Genomic DNA, 16223 nt, shown 5'->3' with positions numbered 1-16223 from the left:
GATATGTTTTCGCGTACCTATCGAGGCCGCCGATCGCGGAGGATGTCCCCATGCCGAGCCGCACGTGCGTCGCGACCGCGCTCGCCGCCGCCCTCGGGCTCGCGGCCCTCGCCGCCCCCGCGGCGAAGGCGCAGGACGCCGTCGTCTTCGCCGCCGCGAGCCTGAAGAACGCCCTGGACGCGGCGGCCGCGGCGTTCTCCGATGAGACGGGGGAGACGATCGCGATCTCGTATGCCGGGTCCGCGGCGCTCGCCCGGCAGATCGAGCAGGGCGCGCCGGCGGACCTGTTCGTCTCCGCCCATGTCGTCTGGATGGACCATCTCGCCGAGGCGGGGCTCATCCGCGAGGACAGCCGGGTCGATCTCCTGTCCAACCGCATCGCCCTCGTCGCCCCCGCGGATTCCGACGCGCAGATCACGCTCGCGCCGGGCTTCGACCTCGCCGGCGCGCTCGGCCCGGACGGGCGCCTCGCCATGGCCGAGACCACCGCCGTCCCGGCCGGTATCTACGGCCGCGCGGCGCTGGAGAGCCTCGGCGTCTGGGAGAGCGTCGCCGACCGCCTCGCGCAAGCGGAGAACGTCCGCGCCGCGCTCGCCCTCGTCTCGCGCGGGGAGGCCCCGCTCGGGATCGTCTACACGACGGACGCCACGGCCGACGAGGACGTGCGCGTCGTCGGGACGTTCCCCGAGGCGACGCACCCGCCCATCGTCTATCCCGCGGCGTTGACGGCGCAGAGCGACGCTCCCGTCGCGGCCGACTTCCTCGCCTTCCTTCGCACCCCCGAGGCCCGCCCGTTCTTCGAGCGCGAGGGCTTCGCGGTGCTGCTCGGGGAGTGAGGCGCCCGTGGGCTGGCTCGAGCTCTCCCCGCAGGAATGGGACGCGGTGCGGCTGTCCTTGAAGGTGTCGTTCTGGGCGATGCTCGCGAGCCTGCCCTTCGGCGTCGCGGTGGCCTACCTGCTGGCGCGGGTCTCCTTCCCCGGCAAGTCGCTGGTGAACGGGTTCGTGCACTTGCCGCTCGTGCTGCCGCCGGTGGTGACGGGCTACGTGCTGCTGCTCCTGTTCGGCAGGCGCGGGCCGATCGGCGCCTTCTTGGCCGAGAATCTCGGCATCGTCTTCGCCTTCCGCTGGACCGGCGCGGCCCTGGCCTGCGCGGTGATGGGCTTTCCCCTGATGGTGCGCGCCATCCGCCTCGCCATCGAGGCGGTGGACCCGAAGCTCGAGGCCGCGGCCGGTACGCTCGGCGCGGGGCGCGCGGCGACCTTCGCGCTCGTCACGCTGCCGCTGATCCTGCCGGGCATCGTCGCGGGGATGATCCTCTCCTTCGCCAAGGCGATGGGCGAGTTCGGCGCGACGATCACCTTCGTGTCGAACATTCCCGGGCAGACGCAGACCCTGCCGTCCGCCATCTACACCTTCACCCAGGTCCCCGGCGGCGAGGCCGGGGCGCTGCGGCTCACGCTCGTCTCGGTCGCGATCGCCTTCGGCGCGCTCCTCGTCTCGGAATTGCTGGCCCGGCGGGCGCAGATGCGGATCGCGGCGTCGTGAGCCTCGAGATCGCGCTCCGCCACCGGCTCGGCGCCTTCTCCCTCGACCTCGCCTTTTCGAGCGAGGCGGGCGTGATCGCGCTGTTCGGCCCCTCCGGCTCGGGAAAGACCAGCATCGTCAACGCCATCGCCGGGCTTCTTCGCCCCGGTTCGGGGCGCGTCGTCGTGGACGGGGAGAGTCTGCTCGACACGAAGGCCGGCGTCTTCGTCCCGCCGCACAGGCGCCGCGTCGGCCTCGTCTTCCAGGACGCGCGGCTCTTCCCGCATCTGACCGTGCGCCAGAACCTCGTCTTCGGCCGCTGGTTCACGCCCCGGGCGCGGCGCACGGGCGATCTCGACCACGTCGTCTCGCTGCTCGGGATCGGGCATCTGCTGAAGCGGCGGCCGGCCGGCCTCTCGGGGGGCGAGCGCCAACGCGTCGCCATCGGCCGCGCGCTCCTCGCCTCGCCGCGGCTCCTCGTGCTCGACGAGCCCCTCGCCTCCCTCGACGAGGCCCGCAAGCAGGAGATCCTGCCCTATTTGGAGCGCCTGCGCGACGAGGCGCGGGTGCCGATCGTCTATGTCAGCCATTCCCGCGAGGAGGTGGTCCGGCTCGCGGGGGAGGTGGTGCTGCTCGAGGAGGGGCGGATCGTCGGACGTGGGGCGCCGGGAGAGATCCTGTGCGGCCCGCCGGCTCCGTCGGCTCCGGCGCGTGGCCCGCAGCGCGCGCGGCGTCTCGCGCGCTGGGCGTGAGGCCTCACGCGTTGTAGACCACCCTCCCCGTCTCGCCGGCGCGATAGCCCAGCGCCCGCGCCCGATCCGCGAAGGTCGCGGTGCCCAGGAAAGCCACGAGCGCCTGCACCGCCGGCTCGAAATAATCCCGCCGCCGCATCACCAGGTCGAAGGGCTCGACGATCTCGAGCGGAACGAAGGCGAGCCCCGTCACCTGCGCCGCGGCTGCGACGCCGAGCCCGACATCCGCCTCCCCGGCGGCGATCAGGGCGGCGAGGTCCTCCTGCGTCTGCGCGATCCGGTCGACGTGCGGTAGCGCCTCCAGCGCGACCCCTTCCCGGGCGAGCAAGGTCTCCAGCAGGATGCGCGAGCCGGCGCCCTCGGGCCTGAGCGCCAGCCGCGCCCCGCGGGCGACGCAGTCGGCGACGCGCGCGAGCTCGAGCGGGTTTCCTGCGCGCACGATCAGCCCCTGCTCGCGCGTGCAGAAGCGGATCGCGACCACGTCCGGAAACGGCGCCGTGCGGCGCACAGCGTCGATGTTGTAGGCGCCGCTCTCGGGTTCCAGGATGTGCACGCCCGCCATCACCGCCTCGCCGCGGGCGAAGCGCTCGAGCCCGTCCTGCGAGCCGCTCGCGAGCACGGCGAGCCCGCTGCCGGAAGCGCGTAAAGCCCATTCGAGCAGCGGATCGGAGGAACCGGCATAGATCGGCGGCGGCGGGGCGATTCCCTGCGCCGGCAGCTCGGTATGCGCCTCCAGCCAGCGGTCGACGAGGCGGCGCGAGAACAGCAGCTTGCCGGTGGCGCGCGTGCAGGGCAGCTGCCCCTTGCCCGCCATCTCGTAGACCGTGCGCTCCTTCAGCCGCAGATAGGCCGCGAGCTCCGCCGTCGTCATCAGATCCACTGCATTCGATCCTGTTTCGCTGCAGAAAATCCGTTGTTGCACGCTACTGCGGAAAAATCCAGATTACGGCTCCGCCGCGCAGGACGACGCATGCCCGACAACGCCTTCACCGAAGCCTTTCGCCTGATCGCGACCCTCGACCCCGCTCTGGTCGAGATCGTCGGGCTGTCGCTGCGGGTGACGATGAGCGCGGTGGCGATCGCCTGCCTGATCGGCCTGCCGCTCGGCGCGGCGCTCGCGCTCGCGCGCTTTCCCGGGCGCGGCGCGGCGATCGTCCTCGTGAACGCCCTGATGGGCCTGCCGCCGGTGGTGGCGGGGCTGGTGATCTTCCTCCTGCTATCGCGATCGGGCCCGCTCGGGGCGCTCGGCCTCCTGTTCACGCCGGCGGCGATGATCGTGGCGCAGAGCGTGCTGATCCTGCCCATCGTCGTGGCGCTGACGCGCCAGACCGTCGAGGACCTCTGGGGCGAGTATCGCGAGCAGCTCACCTCCCTCGGATCCTCGCGGATGCGCGCCGTGCCCACGCTGCTCTGGGACGCGCGCTTCTCGCTCGTCACCGCGATCCTCGCCGGTTTCGGGCGCGCCAGCGCGGAGGTGGGCGCCGTGCTCATCGTCGGCGGCAACATCGCCGGCTACACCCGCACCATGACCACCGCCATCGCGCTGGAGACGAGCCGCGGCGACCTCGCCCTCGCGCTCGGCCTCGGCCTGATCCTGCTCGCGCTGACGCTGCTCCTCAACGCCGGCGCCTACGGCTCGGCGCGGGTCGCCGCGCGCCATGCGGGGTGAGGCGATGCACGGCGTGCCGTCCATCCTGCCGCTGCGGCTCGAGAGCGTCGGCTTCGCCGCCGGCGGCAGGACGCTTCTCGCGGACGTGAGCCTGACCGTGCCGCGCGGCGCGAGGCTCTTCCTCCTCGGGCCGAACGGCGCCGGCAAGAGCCTGACCTTGCGCATCGCCCACGGGCTGATCGCGCCGAGCGCCGGGCGGGTCGTCTGGGCGGGGGCCGCCGGCGGCGCGGCGGCGGCCGGGCGGCGTCACGCCATGGTGTTCCAGCGCCCCGTCCTGCTGCGGCGCTCGGCGCTGGCGAACGTCGAGCATGCGCTCGCCCTCCAGGGTCTCTCCCGCGCCGAGCGGCGGCAGCGCGCCGAGGAGGCGCTCGCCCGATTCGGGCTCGGCGCGCTGGCGCTGCGGCCGGCGCGCGTCCTTTCCGGCGGCGAGCAGCAGCGCCTCGCCATCGCCCGCGCCTGGGCGACGCGGCCCGAGCTCCTCTTCCTCGACGAGCCGACCTCCGCCCTCGACCCGGCCGCGACCCGCGCCGTCGAGGAGGCGATCGCGGCGATCCACGCCGAGGGCGTCACCATCGTGATGACGACGCACGACCTCGCCCAGGCCCGACGGCTGGCGAGCGACGTCGCCTTCCTGCATCACGGCCGGCTCGTCGAGGCGGCGACGGCCGAGACCTTCTTCACCCGACCCGCCACGGCGGACGCCCGCGCCTTCGTCGCCGGCGAGCTGCTGTGGTGAGGCTTCACGCGAAACCACGAGAAAACGCCCGAGGACAGACCATGACGCTCCGTCGCACCTTCCTGACCACCACGCTCGCGCTCGCCGTCGGCGCCGGCCTCCTCCCGTTCGCGACCGCGCCGCAGGCCCTCGCTAAGGAGGAGTTCATCACCGTCGCCTCCACCACCTCCACGGTGAATTCCGGCCTGTTCGACGCCATCCTGCCGAAGTTCACCGAGGCGACCGGCATCACGGTCCGCGTGCTCTCCCAGGGCACCGGGCAGGCGCTCGACACCGGCCGGCGCGGCGACGCGGACGTGGTCTTCGTTCACGCCAAATCCGCGGAGGAGGCCTTCGTCTCCGAAGGCTACGGCGTCGCGCGCTTCCCCGTGATGTACAACGATTTCGTCATCGTCGGCCCGCAGGGCGACCCCGCGGGCGTCGCCGGGACCTCGGACGCGCCCGCCGCGCTCGCGACGATCGCGGAGGCCGAGGCCCCGTTCGCCTCGCGCGGCGACGAGTCCGGCACGCACAAGGCCGAGCTCGCGCTCTGGCAGGCGGCGAGCGTCGAGCCGGAGGGCTCGTGGTATCGCGAGACCGGCCAGGGCATGGGCGCGACGCTGAACATCGCCGCCGAGATGCCGGCCTACGCGCTCACCGACCGCGGCACCTGGATCGCCTTCGAGAACAAGGCCGATCTCGAGGTGGCGGTCGAGGGCGACCGGCGGCTGTTCAACCAGTACGGCGTCATCCTGGTGAACCCGCAGCGTCACCCGAGCGTGAAGGCCGAGCCCGGCCAGGCGTTCATCGACTGGCTGACGTCCTCTGCGGGCCAGCAGGCCATCGCCGGCTACCGGCTCGACGACCAGCAGCTGTTCTTCCCCAACGCCGACGACGCGGGTGCCTGAGGCGAGCGCCTGGTCCTAGTCCTTCGCCTCCTCGACCACCCGGCGCGAGATCAGCTCTCCCGCCACGTCCCCGATCTTGGGCCGCTCCAGCGCCACGAAAGGCAGCGGCCGGCAGACCGCGATGGCGGCGAGGCCGAAGCGGGCGGTCATGATGCCGTTGAGGACGCCTTCCCCCAGCCGGGCGGACACGCGCGCGGCGATGCCGAGCCCCAGCGCCTGCTGGAGGAGCCCGTCGCCGACGGCGACGCCGCCGGTGACCGTCAGATGGGTCAGCGCCGCGCGCATCAGCCGGATGAAGCCGAGCGCGCCCGGACGGGCGCCGTAGACGGCGGAGACGCGACGCAGGACGCGCGCGGCGTTGAAGACGACGAAGCCGACGTCGATCGCCGCGCGCGGCGAGAGCGCGGTGACGAGGGAGACCTGCTTCGCCGCGTCCGCCACGACGCGGGCGGCGCGGGCGTCGAGATCGGCGAGCAGCTCCCGCTCGGCGATGGCGAGGCGGTCCTCGGCCTCCAGGATCTCCTCGGCGACCTCCTCGATGCGCCCGCGGCCGCGGGCGGTCTCGGGGCGGGCGGCGTAGAGCGCCACGACCTCCGCGACGACGCGCCTCGCCGCCTCGCCGTCCCGGGTCTCGAGGGAGTCGAGCGCGCGGGCGCGCAGGGCCTCGATCTTCTTCTCCCGCCAGAGGCCGGCGAGCTCACGAATGACGAGCGCCGCGAGCGCGAGGAGCGCCAGCGCCAAGGCCGCGAGGCCGACCCAGCCGAGCCAGGGCGCGGCCTCGAACAGGCCGCGCACGAGGCTCTCGGCGGCGAGGCCCAGCGCGAGCAGGACGAGGGCCGAGAGCGAGGTCAGGAGGATGCCGCCCCAGGGGAAGCGGCGCTTCCGGCCCATGGGCACGGCGGCGCCCTCGGCGGCCTCGACGATCTCCTCGGGCTGGATCTCGACGCGCACGCGGGCGGGACGGTGGGGAGCCTCCTCGCCGGCGCGGGTCTCCGCGACGTCGGGATCGTCCAGGCGGTAGGCGCGGGGCTTGCGGGACATGGGTGCGCGCTCTCCTCAGGCCAGGCGGTCGCCGATCAGGAACTCGAGCGCCCGGTCGAGCCGGATGTGCGGCAGGCGCGCGGCGCGCCCGGCGGCGTCGGCCTTCAGCTCCGGCGGGCGAAAGCGCGGGAAGCGCAGGGAGCCCGGCGGCACCGCGCCTTCCAGCACGGCGGCGGGGCGCTCGGGCAATTCGCCCGGGAAGACGGCCGCGCGGGCGATGCCGTCGAAGACCTCGCCGTCGATGGTCTCGCCCGCCTCCGGCACGCCGGCGACGGCCTGGAGCTGCATGCCGTCCTCGCGCACCAGCGTCTCCTGCGTGGCGCGCACGGAGGCCAGCGCCACCGTGCCGACCTTGGCGCCCGCCGCCTCCCCGCGCTTGAGGGCGCGCTCGACGAGGAGGCGCAGCACGGCTTCGAGCCGCGCGTGGCTCGTCTGGTGGACGTGGTCGGCCTTGGTCGCGGCGAAGAGGACGCGCTCGGCGCGGGGCGAGAAGATCTGCGACAGGAAGGAGTTGCGCCCGGCCCTGAAGGCGAGGAGCACGCGGTCGAGGGCGCGCTCGAGCTCGGCCAGGGCGGCGGGGCCGGCATCGATGGCGGCGAGGACGTCGACCAGCACGATCTGCCGGTCGATGCGCTGGAAGTGCTCGCGGAAGAAGGGGCGCACGACATGCGCCTTGTAGGCCTCGAAGCGCCGCTCCATCAGGGCGCCGAGGCTGCCCGGGCGCAGGCGGGCGTCGGTGGCGAGACGCAGGGGCGCGAAGGTGAGCGCGGGCGAGCCTTCGAGGTCGCCGGGCATGAGGAAGCGCCCCGGCGGCGTGGTGGCGACGGCCTCGGGACCGGCGCGCAGGGCGACGAGATAGGCCTTGAAGGCGGCGGAGAGGGTGGCCAGCGCCGGCTCGTCCGGCTCGCCGTCGGGGTCGAGCGCCGCGAGCGCGGCGAGGAAGGGCTCGGCCAGCGGCGCGCGGTCGGGACGTGTCGCGCCGTCGAGCACCTCCGCGGACCATTCGGCGAAGTCCTGGTCGAGGAGGGCGAGGTCGAGGAGCCATTCGCCGGGATAGTCGACGATGTCGAGGTGCAGGCTCGCCGGCCCCGAGCGCCAGGCGCCGCGGCCGCGCTCGTAGGCGATGTCGACGCGCAATTCGCTCACCCGCGCGGTCGAGGCCGGCCAGCGGCGCTCCTCGGCGAGCATGCGCAGATTGTCCTCGTAGGCGAAGCGCGGCACGGCGTCGTCGGGCTGGGGCGCGAGCCGGGCGCGGCGGATGCGGCCCTCGTGGGACGCGCGCAGGGCCGGAAGCGTCGCGTTCTGGACGAGGTTGTGCACGAGCGCCGTGGTGAAGACGGTCTTGCCCGAGCGCGCGAGCCCCGTGACGCCGATGCGCACGCCCGGGTCGACGGTGCGGGACGCGTAATCCCCGAGGCTCGCGAGGACGTCGTAGGCGCGGGAGGCGAAGGCGGGTGGGGGCACGCGGGAGACCGGGGCAGGAGGTGAGAGACGGTCCTCACTTAAGCGCGCCGGTGCGATTTCCCAAGCGGGCGGGGTCTATTCCCCCTGCCCGTCCGCCTCTCCGGACGCGGCGGCGAGACCCTTCGGCGTGACGAAACGGTCGAGCCGGCCCTCTTTCGGCACGACCTCGCCCCAGCTCTCGACGTCGAGATCGACGACGGCGATGCCGGCGGTGGGGAATTTCTGCTGGAGGCGGGCGAAGGCGTAGCGGTCGCCGAAGCCGATCAGGGTGCGGGCGAGATCCTCCATGCCGGGATTGTGGCCGACGAGCATGAGGGTGCGCACGGCGTCGGGCGTCTCGCGCACCACGCCGAGGAGGCGCTCGGCCGGCGCCTCGTAGATGCGCGGCTCCTCCCGGCTCTCCAGCGGGTCGAGCGCCGGGGCGGCGAGGGCGAAGGTCTCGCGGGTGCGCGCGGCCGAGGAGACGAGGACGAGGTCGGGCAGCAGCTGCTCGGCGGCGAGATAGGCGCCCATGCGCGGCGCGTCGCGCCGGCCGCGCTCGTTCAGCGGCCGATCGTGGTCCTCGACGCCGGGCGGGTAGGCGGATTTCGCGTGGCGGAAGAGAATGAGGCGTTTCATGCGCCTGTTCTAGAGCAGATTCTCACCACTCGGGTTCATATCCTGCTGCGGTGAAGAAGTTCGCGCATTCCTCTGGCGGGAAGGCTTCGATGGCGTCGGCGACGGCGCTCCAGAGGGCGTCGCGCGTCCGGGCGGCGACCTTCCTGAGCAGGGCCTTCAGCTTGGCGAAGGCGTTCTCGATGGGGTTGAAGTCCGGGCTGTAGGGCGGCAGGAAGCGCAGCTCGGCTCCGGCCGCCTCGATGGCCTCGCGCACGGCGGGGGTCTTGTGGCTGGCGAGGTTGTCCATGATCACCACGTCGCCGGGGCTCAGCGTCGGAACCAGGACCTGCTGGACGTAGGCGAGGAAGCTCGCCGCGTTGATCGCGCCGTCGATCAGCATCGGCGCGTCGATCCCGCCGATCCTGAGCCCGGCCACGAAGGTCGTGGTGCGCCAATGGCCGTGAGGGATGCCGGCGCGCAGGCGCTCGCCTTCGGGGGCGCGGCCCCGCAACCGCGCCATCTTGGTGTTGAGCCAGGTCTCGTCGATGAAGATCAGCCGCTGCGGGTCGAGCTCGGGCTGCTCCTCGAACCAGGCCTCGCGGGCCGCGGCGACGTCGGCGCGGTCCTGCTCGCTGGCGTGGCCGGACTTTTTTTGAACGTCAGGCCGTGGCGGCCGAAGAAGCGGTGCACCGTCGAGGGCGCGAAGCGCTCGCCGTGCTCGCGCTCGAGCCGCTCGGCGATCTCGACGAGGGTGAGATCCGGCGCCTCCTCCACCATCGCGAGGATGACCGGGCCGAGCGCCTCGATCCGCCCGGACCGCGTGTCGCCGCCTTGCGCCCGCGGCGCGACCGAGCCCGTCTCGCGCCGAAGGTTGAACCACTTCACCGCCGCGGACGGCGCGATCCCGAAGCGGTCCGCCGCGGCCCGGCGGCTCATGCCGGCATCGACCGCAGCGAGGACGCGCTGCCTCAGATCCATCGAGAGGGGCTTCGTCATGGCGGCTGGCCTCCTCCGCCAGCCTCTACCGTGAATCACGAACTGGCCTCGAAGGGAATCCCCCGCGCGATTCCATCAGGAAGCGATCTGCTCTAGCACGGCGGGGCGCGGGGGGAAGGCTACCGGGACCGTCCGGCGAGGGGATTGCCCTCTCCCCGGTGGAGAGGGGAGTCGGTGGGTTGACGTCGCGCCTCGCCCTCCCCACCCGCCGGCCCTGCGGGCCGACTCCCTCCCCTGCGGGGATGGTTCGGCGCGAAAAGGGCTTGCCTGCGCGCGCGGGAGCGCCAATTTAGGGTCATGCTGCCCTCATTCGACGAGATCGTCGCGAACCTCGAGTTCCTGGACGATTGGGAAGAACGCTACCGCTACGTGATCGAGCTCGGGAGGATGATGCCCGAGCTGCCGGCGGAGGCGCACAACGAGACGAACCGCGTTCACGGCTGCGCGAGCCAGGTCTGGCTCGAGACGAGCGCCGAAGGCGAGAACGATCCCGTGCTCGCCTTCCGCGGCGACTCGGACGCGCACATCGTGCGCGGCCTCGTGGCGCTCCTCGTCGCGCTCTATTCCGGCAAGCACGCCTCGGAGATCACGCGGACCGACGCGGTCGCGATCTTCGACCAGCTCGGCCTGCGCGAGCATCTGACGCCGCAGCGCTCGAACGGCGTGCGCGCCATGGTCGAGCGCATCCGCCGCGACGCCGCCGCCGCGCAAGCCGCCTGACGCGGGCGCCTCCGCACCCTCCCTCGCCTCACGCCCGCCAGACGCCGATGCGGCGCGCGCGCTCCGGCCCCTGCGCCACGGCCGCGAGCCCGTAATGCGCGGCGAGGCGCCCGAGGGCGCGGGCGAGCAGCATCTTGCCGGACCGCGCCGGCCAGCCGCGCTCGCGCTCGATCGTGGCGAGGCCCTTCAGGAAGCCGCAGACGTCGATCAGGAGGTCCGCGTCCTCGGGTCCGAGCGCGTCGCACGCCCGAGCGATGCGCTGGCGCGCGGCGACGAGGGCCTCCGTCATCGACTGGCGCTCGGGAACGCCGCCCTGGGCCGCTCCGCCGCCGCCGAAGCGCGACCAGTCGACCGTCACGCCGGGCATGATGCCGGCCATGGTGAGGTCGCGGCGGAAGCGCTCGCCGGCCTCCAGCGCCGCGGGATCGAGGAAGGGCGTGCCGTCGCGGTTCTTGCGGCCGGCGAGCCAGGCGAGCGGGCTCTCGGCGGAATTGACCGCGACCTTGGCCGGGGCGCCGCGCTCGGGGTCGGGACGGGTCTCGTCGACGGTGTCTCTATGCTGGGTTGAAAACGGCGCCTCGCTCGCCTGGCCCCGCTTCAGCCACGCATGCCCTGCAGCGGATGCAGCGAGACGTTTCCCGCGACCCGCGCCCACCCAGGAGGCGAGGTCCGCGGCGATGAGGGCGTCGGCGTCGGCGGACGCGAAGGCGCCGCGGCTGAGCGAGACGCCGCGCCGATCCGCCCCGGCGCGGACCACCACGCGGCCGGGCTCGAGCGGATCGGGCAGCGCGTAGGCGTCCGGCGCGCTCAAGGCCTCGAGCAGCCTGACCGCGCCGCGCGGCAGGCGGGACGACGCGCCTCCCGCCTCCCGGCGCGCGTGACGGCCGCGCTGGCGCCGCCTCTTGCCCCGCGAGCGCCCGGGAGCGCCGACCGGCGCGGCGCGGTCGTCCCGCGCCGTCTCCACCGCTCCCGCTTCCGTCGGGTCGCTCGAATTTACGTTCTCTCTTTGTTCCGTGTACGAAACGCGCTGCATCGGCTTTCCGCCCTTCACGATGACGACGGCCAATGGGTGCATTTCGTGAGCGCACTGTCAAGAAGGTTGTGAGAACAAATCCAGAATACAATTCCAGGTAGGAAGGAGGCGCCCGAGCCGAACGCGCCCGGCGCCCGGGGCGACGCCGGCCGAACGACGTCGACGCGACGCCCGGCTCGCGCGCGCCGCGCCGGCGACGCGCGTCCGCCTCGGCTCCCCGGACGGCCGGCGCGTCAGCGCGGCGCGCGGCGGCGGCGGCGCTGCTGCCCGAGGCCCATCTCCTTGGCGAGGTCGGAGCGGGCGCGCGCGTAGTTGGGCGCGACCATCGGGTAATCGTCCGGCAGTCCCCACTTCTCCCGGTACTGCTCGGGCGTCAGGCCGTAGCGCGTGCGCAGGTGCCGCTTGAGCGACTTGAACTTCTTGCCGTCCTCCAGGCAGACGATGAAGTCCGGCGTGACGGACCGGCGGATCGGCACCGCGGGCTTGAGCGGCTGGGCCGCCTCCGGCTCGCGCGGGTGGCCGAGGGCCTTGAACGCCCCGTGGACCTGCTCGATCAGCGCCGGTAGATCCTGCGCCGGCAGCGAGTTGTTGGCGACGTAGGACGAGACGACGTCGGCGGCGACGGCGACGTAATCGACGGTCGGAATTTCTTCGGCCATGACGCTCCACTCCTCATCGGGCCGGCGACCCGGCCCGTTCGGCTGATCCGCCGACCGCAGCCCCCCAAAATGGCTCCGATTCCGGGTCCCAACGATTCTCGACAAAACGAATATTGCATCGTCACCAAACGAGCAACCCTGTGTGAAGAGTGGTCCACAGACGCGCGGGGCGCGAAGCGGGCTTCCGCGAGGCGGTCGCGCCGTCTAGACAGGACGCGCATTCCGGCGCGACGAGGGCGAGGACGATGGGCTTGAAGGGGCTTGTGTTCGACAAGGACGGCACGCTGATCGACTTCGATCTCACCTGGGGCCCGGCCTTCGACGCGGTGATGCGCCACCTCGCCCGCGGCGACGGCGAGCGGCTGGCGCGCCTGATGGCGGTCAGCCATTACGTTGCGGAGGAGAAGCGATTCCTGCCCTCCTCTCCCCTCGTCGCGGGCTCGACGGACGCGTTCGCCCCGGCCTGGGCGGATATTCTCGGGCGCGCGCCGGACCTGGCCTTCCGCACGGAGGTGGACGCGCTCCTCGCCCGGCACGGGCTCGACAGCCTCACGCCGATCGGCGCGCCCGCCGCCCTGTTCGCCCGGCTGGCGGCGCGCGGCGTGGCGCTCGGGGTCGCGACCAACGATTCGGAGGCCTCCGCCCGCGCCCAGGCGGCGGCGCTGGGCATCGCCGGGCATTGCCCCTTCGTGGCGGGCTACGACAGCGGCTGGGGCGCGAAGCCCGAGCCCGGCATGGTCGCCGCGTTCGTCGCGGCGACCGGTCTCGCGCCGCGCGAGGTCGCGCTCGTCGGCGACAGCCTGCACGACCTCCACGCCGCGCGAGCCGCGGGCGTCGTCGCCATCGCGGTCCTCAGCGGTCCCCGCCGGGCCGCCGCGCGCGCCGAGGTGGAGCCGCACGCCGACCACGTGGTGGACTCGATCGAGGCCCTGGAGGCGCTGCTCGACGCCCTGTGAGGGGCGCGCCTCTCAGCCGCGGCCCTTCAGGGCGGCGCGGCCGGCGTAGATCGCGCTGGGGCCGAGCTCCTCCTCGATACGGATGAGCTGGTTGTACTTCGCCGTGCGGTCGGAGCGGGCGAGCGAGCCGGTCTTGATCTGCCCGCAATTGGTGGCGACCGCGAGATCGGCGATGGTCGCGTCCTCGGTCTCGCCGGAACGGTGGGACATGACCGCCGTGTAGGCGGCGCGATGCGCCATGTCGACAGCCGCGAGCGTCTCGGTCAGCGAGCCGATCTGGTTGACCTTCACCAGGATCGAATTGCCGACGCCTTCCGCGATGCCGCGGGAGAGGCGCTCGACGTTGGTGACGAAGAGGTCGTCGCCGACGAGCTGGCAGCGGTCGCCGATGGCCGCGGTGACGGCGGCCCAGCCCTCCCAGTCGTCCTCCGCCATGCCGTCCTCGATGGAGCGGATCGGGTAGTCGGCGACGAGCTTCGCCAGGTACTCCGCCTGCTCCTGCGGCGAGCGGCGGCGGCCGCCCTCCCCGTCGTAGACGTAGGCGCCGTCGCGGAAGAACTCCGTCGCCGCGCAGTCGAGGGCGAGCACGACGTCGTCGCCGGGCGCGTAGCCGGCCTCCTCGATGGCCTTCATGACGAAGTCGAGCGCCGCTTCCGCCGAGGGCAGGTTCGGGGCGAAGCCGCCCTCGTCGCCGACATTGGTGTTGTGCCCGGCCTTCTTCAGGCCCGCCTTGAGCGTGTGGAAGATCTCCGAGCCCATGCGCACGGCCTCGGCGATCGAGGGCGCGCCGACCGGCATCACCATGAATTCCTGGAAGTCGATCGGGTTGTCGGCATGAGCGCCGCCGTTGACGATGTTCATCATCGGGACGGGCAGCGTGCGCGCCTGGGTGCCGCCGACGTAGCGGTAGAGCGGCAGGCCGCAGGAGATCGCCGCCGCCTTGGCGGTGGCGAGCGACACGCCGAGGATGGCGTTGGCGCCGAGCCGGCTCTTGTTGGGCGAGCCGTCGAGCTGGATCATCGCCTCGTCGACGGCGACCTGGTCCTCGGCGTCCATGCCGGCGAGCGCGTCGAGGATCTCGCCGTTGACGGCGTCGACCGCCTTGAGCACGCCCTTGCCCTTGTAGAGGCCGGCGTCGCCGTCGCGCAGCTCCACCGCCTCGTGCGCGCCGGTGGAGGCGCCGGACGGCACCGCCGCGCGGCCCATCGCTCCGTCCTCCAGGTAGACGTCCACCTCGACGGTGGGATTGCCGCGGCTGTCGAGGATCTGGCGGGCGAGGATGTTCGCGATCGCGGTCATATGTCTGCTCCGGGGGATGTCGAGAGGCTCGTGAAAGCACCGGTCGGATGCGGGATTACGCCGCGCGGCCCGTGCTGGCAAGCGCGCGACCGTGCGATTGACGCCGGGCCGGCGCGGGGGCATCTGCCGTCTCGACAACGAGGATCCCCCGATGATCGACGAAACCAACCTCCAGCTCGGCAAGGCCGCGCACGTCCCCGCCTCTCCGGAGGAGGCCCGGCTCGACCGGGTGCCGAACCCGCACGCGGACACCGACTATCTCGCCCGCTTCACCTGCCCGGAGTTCACCTCGATCTGCCCGGTGACCGGCCAGCCGGACTTCGCCATCCTGGTGATCGACTACGCGCCGGGGCCGTGGCTCGTCGAGTCGAAGTCGCTGAAGCTCTATCTCCACTCCTTCCGCGACCACGGCGCCTTCCACGAGGATTGCACGGTGGCGATCGGCCGGCGGCTGGCCGGGCTGCTCGAGCCGAAGTTCCTGCGCATCGGCGGCTATTGGTACCCGCGCGGCGGCATCCCGATCGACGTGTTCTGGCAGACGGGCGAGGCGCCGAAGGGCCTGTGGCTGCCGGACCAGGGCGTTCCGCCCTACCGCGCGCGGGGCTGAGGCATCCGGGCGGGGTCGGTGCGCGCGAGGATCGCCCCCGCCACCGGCCCGAGCACGGCGCAGGCGGCGGCGCACACGACGAGGGTCGCGACCTCGCCGAGAAGCGCGAAGCCGCCGCCGACGAGGGCGGGGCCGAGCGCCGCGCCGATGAAGAAGAAGCAGGCGTGCAGCGCGGTGGCCGAGCCGCGGGCCTCGGCGGTGAGCTCGGTGACCTGCGTCTGAAACGAGTTGTGCATCATGTAGAAGCCGAGCCCGAGCGCGGTGAAGGCGCCGGCCGTCAGCCGCCAGTCGGCCGAGGCGGCGACGACGAGGATCGCGCCGGCGCAGAGCACGCCGCCCGACGCCACCATCCGGCTGGTGCCGAGCAGCCGCACCAGCGGGCGCACCAGGACGAGCGCATAGAGCAGGCCGCCGATCGCGAAGCCGCCGATGACGAGCCCCGCCTCCGCCGGCCCGCCGGCGTCGCGGCGCTCGAGCAGGACGGAGACGAAGGGAAAGAGCCCGAAGATCGCCGCCGCCTCGACGAGGACGAAGGCGAACAGGGCGCGCGCCCGCACCATGCCGAGGAGGGTGCGATAGCGCGCGAGCGCGAGCTTCGGGTCGACGGCGCGCCGCGGCTCGCGCGAGCGCGCGGCGCCGAAGGTCACGGCGAGGATCGCGAGGGCGACGAGCCCGGCGGAGAGCGCGAAGACGCCGCGCCAGCCGATGACGAGGGCGAGCGCGCCCGACAGCGTCGCCCCGGCGAGCTGGCCGAGGATCACGGCGGAGAGGAAGCGGCTGATCGCCACCTGCCGCCCCTCCATGCCGACCCGGTCGCCGATGGCGGCCAGCGCGAGCGGGATCACGCCGCCCGCCGCGGCGCCGGAGATCACCCGCAGCGCCAGCAGCGTCGTCTCGTCCGGCGCGAAGACGGAGGCGACGAGGCTCAGCCCCAGCACGACGAGGCAGGCGCGCATCACGGCGAGCTTGCCCACCGCGTCGCCGATCGGGCCCAGCACCGGCTGGATCAGCGCGTAGGGCAGCGCGAAGGCGGTGGCGAGGAGCGCGATCGTCTTCACCGAGGCGGCGAGATCGGCCGCGATGGTGGTGACGAGCGGGTCCGCGATGCGCGAGGACACGGTCGAGGCGAAGCCCGCCACGGCGAAGATCGCGATGGCGAGGCGGATCTCGCGGTCGGTGGCGGCGGCCTCGGTCGTCACGGGGCCCGGTCCTGGGAACTCATGCGCGCAGCTTAGCGGCCCCGCGCCCCGTTCGGCAGAGGGGCGATGCGCATGCCGGCTGCG

17 protein-coding genes and 1 pseudogene are annotated in these 16223 nt (G+C 73.1%); 9 read left to right on the top strand and 9 right to left on the bottom strand.

Translation table 11 applies throughout. The features are described 5' to 3' along the window. Positions 1-50: 50 nt before the first annotated feature. The 3 genes and pseudogenes from modA to modC form a co-directional block, all read left to right on the top strand. The gene (gene modA, locus ABL310_RS11135) at positions 51-836 is read left to right on the top strand and encodes a molybdate ABC transporter substrate-binding protein (protein WP_349371744.1); all 786 of its coding nucleotides are present in this window, start codon (positions 51-53) and stop codon (positions 834-836) included. A 7-nt stretch (positions 837-843) separates the two neighbouring features. After that, entirely contained in the window at positions 844-1545 is a 702-nt protein-coding gene (modB, locus tag ABL310_RS11130; protein ID WP_349371743.1) for a molybdate ABC transporter permease subunit, read from the top strand. Then, positions 1542-2219: pseudogene (modC, locus tag ABL310_RS11125) on the top strand (molybdenum ABC transporter ATP-binding protein); the annotation flags it as partial. The gene modB and the pseudogene modC, both read left to right, overlap by 4 nt. Positions 2220-2280: 61 nt before the next feature. On the opposite strand, the gene ABL310_RS11120 reads toward modC, so the two are convergent. Further along, positions 2281-3147, bottom strand: coding sequence for a helix-turn-helix transcriptional regulator (locus ABL310_RS11120; RefSeq protein WP_349372042.1), 867 nt, complete (start codon positions 3145-3147; stop codon positions 2281-2283). Between the two features lie 99 nt (positions 3148-3246). On the opposite strand from ABL310_RS11120, the gene ABL310_RS11115 reads away from it, so the two are divergent. Genes ABL310_RS11115 through ABL310_RS11105 form a run of 3 tightly spaced genes read left to right on the top strand, consistent with a single transcriptional unit; the run spans position 3247 to position 5568 of the window. Next, the gene (locus tag ABL310_RS11115; RefSeq protein ID WP_349371742.1) at positions 3247-3945 is read left to right on the top strand and encodes an ABC transporter permease; all 699 of its coding nucleotides are present in this window, start codon (positions 3247-3249) and stop codon (positions 3943-3945) included. Between the two features lie 4 nt (positions 3946-3949). Beyond that, positions 3950-4681: an ATP-binding cassette domain-containing protein gene (locus ABL310_RS11110; protein ID WP_349371741.1), complete on the top strand. Its 732-nt coding sequence runs from the start codon at positions 3950-3952 to the stop codon at positions 4679-4681. Positions 4682-4722: 41 nt separating this feature from the next. Beyond that, the gene (locus ABL310_RS11105) at positions 4723-5568 is read left to right on the top strand and encodes a substrate-binding domain-containing protein (protein ID WP_349371740.1); all 846 of its coding nucleotides are present in this window, start codon (positions 4723-4725) and stop codon (positions 5566-5568) included. 15 nt (positions 5569-5583) lie between these two features. On the opposite strand, the gene ABL310_RS11100 is transcribed toward ABL310_RS11105, so the two are convergent. From ABL310_RS11100 to ABL310_RS11085, 4 genes are all read right to left on the bottom strand, one after another. Continuing rightward, a complete protein-coding gene (locus ABL310_RS11100; RefSeq protein WP_349371739.1) occupies positions 5584-6609 on the bottom strand; it encodes a TIGR01620 family protein in 1026 nt (341 codons plus the stop codon). A gap of 15 nt (positions 6610-6624) precedes the next feature. After that, complete coding sequence (locus ABL310_RS11095) at positions 6625-8073, bottom strand: YcjX family protein (RefSeq protein WP_349371738.1); 1449 nt, start codon at positions 8071-8073, stop codon at positions 6625-6627. A gap of 75 nt (positions 8074-8148) precedes the next feature. After that, positions 8149-8691, bottom strand: a complete 543-nt coding sequence (locus ABL310_RS11090; protein WP_349371737.1) for a histidine phosphatase family protein — start codon at positions 8689-8691, stop codon at positions 8149-8151. Between the two features lie 22 nt (positions 8692-8713). Next, positions 8714-9666 (bottom strand): IS630 family transposase gene (locus tag ABL310_RS11085; RefSeq protein WP_349368028.1). Its coding sequence is split into 2 segments (ribosomal slippage): positions 8714-9324 and positions 9324-9666, totalling 954 coding nucleotides; the frame shifts between segments, so codons are not numbered across the junction. 297 nt (positions 9667-9963) lie between these two features. Here ABL310_RS11085 and ABL310_RS11080 point away from each other — a divergent pair. Further along, positions 9964-10386 (top strand): SufE family protein, encoded by a 423-nt coding sequence (locus ABL310_RS11080; protein WP_349371736.1) that lies wholly within the window; start codon positions 9964-9966, stop codon positions 10384-10386. A 28-nt stretch (positions 10387-10414) separates the two neighbouring features. Here the strand turns inward: ABL310_RS11080 and ABL310_RS11075 are convergent, their stop codons facing one another. Together ABL310_RS11075 and ABL310_RS11070 are read right to left on the bottom strand one after the other, a co-directional pair. Continuing rightward, positions 10415-11197, bottom strand: a complete 783-nt coding sequence (locus ABL310_RS11075) for a DUF6456 domain-containing protein (RefSeq protein ID WP_349371735.1) — start codon at positions 11195-11197, stop codon at positions 10415-10417. A 455-nt stretch (positions 11198-11652) separates the two neighbouring features. After that, a complete protein-coding gene (locus tag ABL310_RS11070; protein WP_349371734.1) occupies positions 11653-12078 on the bottom strand; it encodes a MucR family transcriptional regulator in 426 nt (141 codons plus the stop codon). Positions 12079-12323: 245 nt separating this feature from the next. Between ABL310_RS11070 and ABL310_RS11065 the strand changes: the two genes are divergently transcribed. Further along, entirely contained in the window at positions 12324-13034 is a 711-nt protein-coding gene (locus ABL310_RS11065) for an HAD family hydrolase (protein WP_349371733.1), read from the top strand. 12 nt (positions 13035-13046) lie between these two features. Here the strand turns inward: ABL310_RS11065 and eno are convergent, their stop codons facing one another. Beyond that, positions 13047-14333 carry a phosphopyruvate hydratase gene (gene eno, locus ABL310_RS11060; protein ID WP_349371732.1) on the bottom strand — a complete coding sequence of 429 codons (1287 nt, stop codon included), beginning with the start codon at positions 14331-14333 and terminating at the stop codon, positions 13047-13049. A 151-nt stretch (positions 14334-14484) separates the two neighbouring features. Here eno and queF point away from each other — a divergent pair, with 151 nt between their 5' ends. Then, positions 14485-14940, top strand: a complete 456-nt coding sequence (gene queF, locus ABL310_RS11055) for a preQ(1) synthase (protein ID WP_349371731.1) — start codon at positions 14485-14487, stop codon at positions 14938-14940. On the opposite strand, the gene ABL310_RS11050 is transcribed toward queF, so the two are convergent. Beyond that, positions 14922-16139 carry an MFS transporter gene (locus ABL310_RS11050; RefSeq protein ID WP_349371730.1) on the bottom strand — a complete coding sequence of 406 codons (1218 nt, stop codon included), beginning with the start codon at positions 16137-16139 and terminating at the stop codon, positions 14922-14924. The genes queF and ABL310_RS11050 overlap by 19 nt on opposite strands. Positions 16140-16223 lie beyond the last annotated feature (84 nt).

This window comes from Salinarimonas sp. (assembly GCF_040111675.1).
Classification (GTDB): domain Bacteria; phylum Pseudomonadota; class Alphaproteobacteria; order Rhizobiales; family Beijerinckiaceae; genus Salinarimonas.
The sequence above is the reverse complement of the archived record's forward strand: the minus strand, read 5'-3'. Positions and strand labels throughout refer to the sequence as shown.

What these genes read in the sequence shown, in the direction of transcription:
- ABL310_RS11065 (WP_349371733.1), top strand. Translation starts at nt 12,324, where the DNA reads ATGGGCTTGAAGGGGCTTGTGTTCGACAAGGACGGCACGCTGATCGAC.
- ABL310_RS11100 (WP_349371739.1), bottom strand. Translation starts at nt 6,609, where the DNA reads ATGTCCCGCAAGCCCCGCGCCTACCGCCTGGACGATCCCGACGTCGCG.
- ABL310_RS11105 (WP_349371740.1), top strand. Translation starts at nt 4,723, where the DNA reads ATGACGCTCCGTCGCACCTTCCTGACCACCACGCTCGCGCTCGCCGTC.
- ABL310_RS11070 (WP_349371734.1), bottom strand. Translation starts at nt 12,078, where the DNA reads ATGGCCGAAGAAATTCCGACCGTCGATTACGTCGCCGTCGCCGCCGAC.
- ABL310_RS11080 (WP_349371736.1), top strand. Translation starts at nt 9,964, where the DNA reads ATGCTGCCCTCATTCGACGAGATCGTCGCGAACCTCGAGTTCCTGGAC.
- ABL310_RS11120 (WP_349372042.1), bottom strand. Translation starts at nt 3,147, where the DNA reads ATGACGACGGCGGAGCTCGCGGCCTATCTGCGGCTGAAGGAGCGCACG.
- eno (WP_349371732.1), bottom strand. Translation starts at nt 14,333, where the DNA reads ATGACCGCGATCGCGAACATCCTCGCCCGCCAGATCCTCGACAGCCGC.
- modA (WP_349371744.1), top strand. Translation starts at nt 51, where the DNA reads ATGCCGAGCCGCACGTGCGTCGCGACCGCGCTCGCCGCCGCCCTCGGG.
- ABL310_RS11115 (WP_349371742.1), top strand. Translation starts at nt 3,247, where the DNA reads ATGCCCGACAACGCCTTCACCGAAGCCTTTCGCCTGATCGCGACCCTC.
- ABL310_RS11110 (WP_349371741.1), top strand. Translation starts at nt 3,950, where the DNA reads ATGCACGGCGTGCCGTCCATCCTGCCGCTGCGGCTCGAGAGCGTCGGC.
- queF (WP_349371731.1), top strand. Translation starts at nt 14,485, where the DNA reads ATGATCGACGAAACCAACCTCCAGCTCGGCAAGGCCGCGCACGTCCCC.
- ABL310_RS11090 (WP_349371737.1), bottom strand. Translation starts at nt 8,691, where the DNA reads ATGAAACGCCTCATTCTCTTCCGCCACGCGAAATCCGCCTACCCGCCC.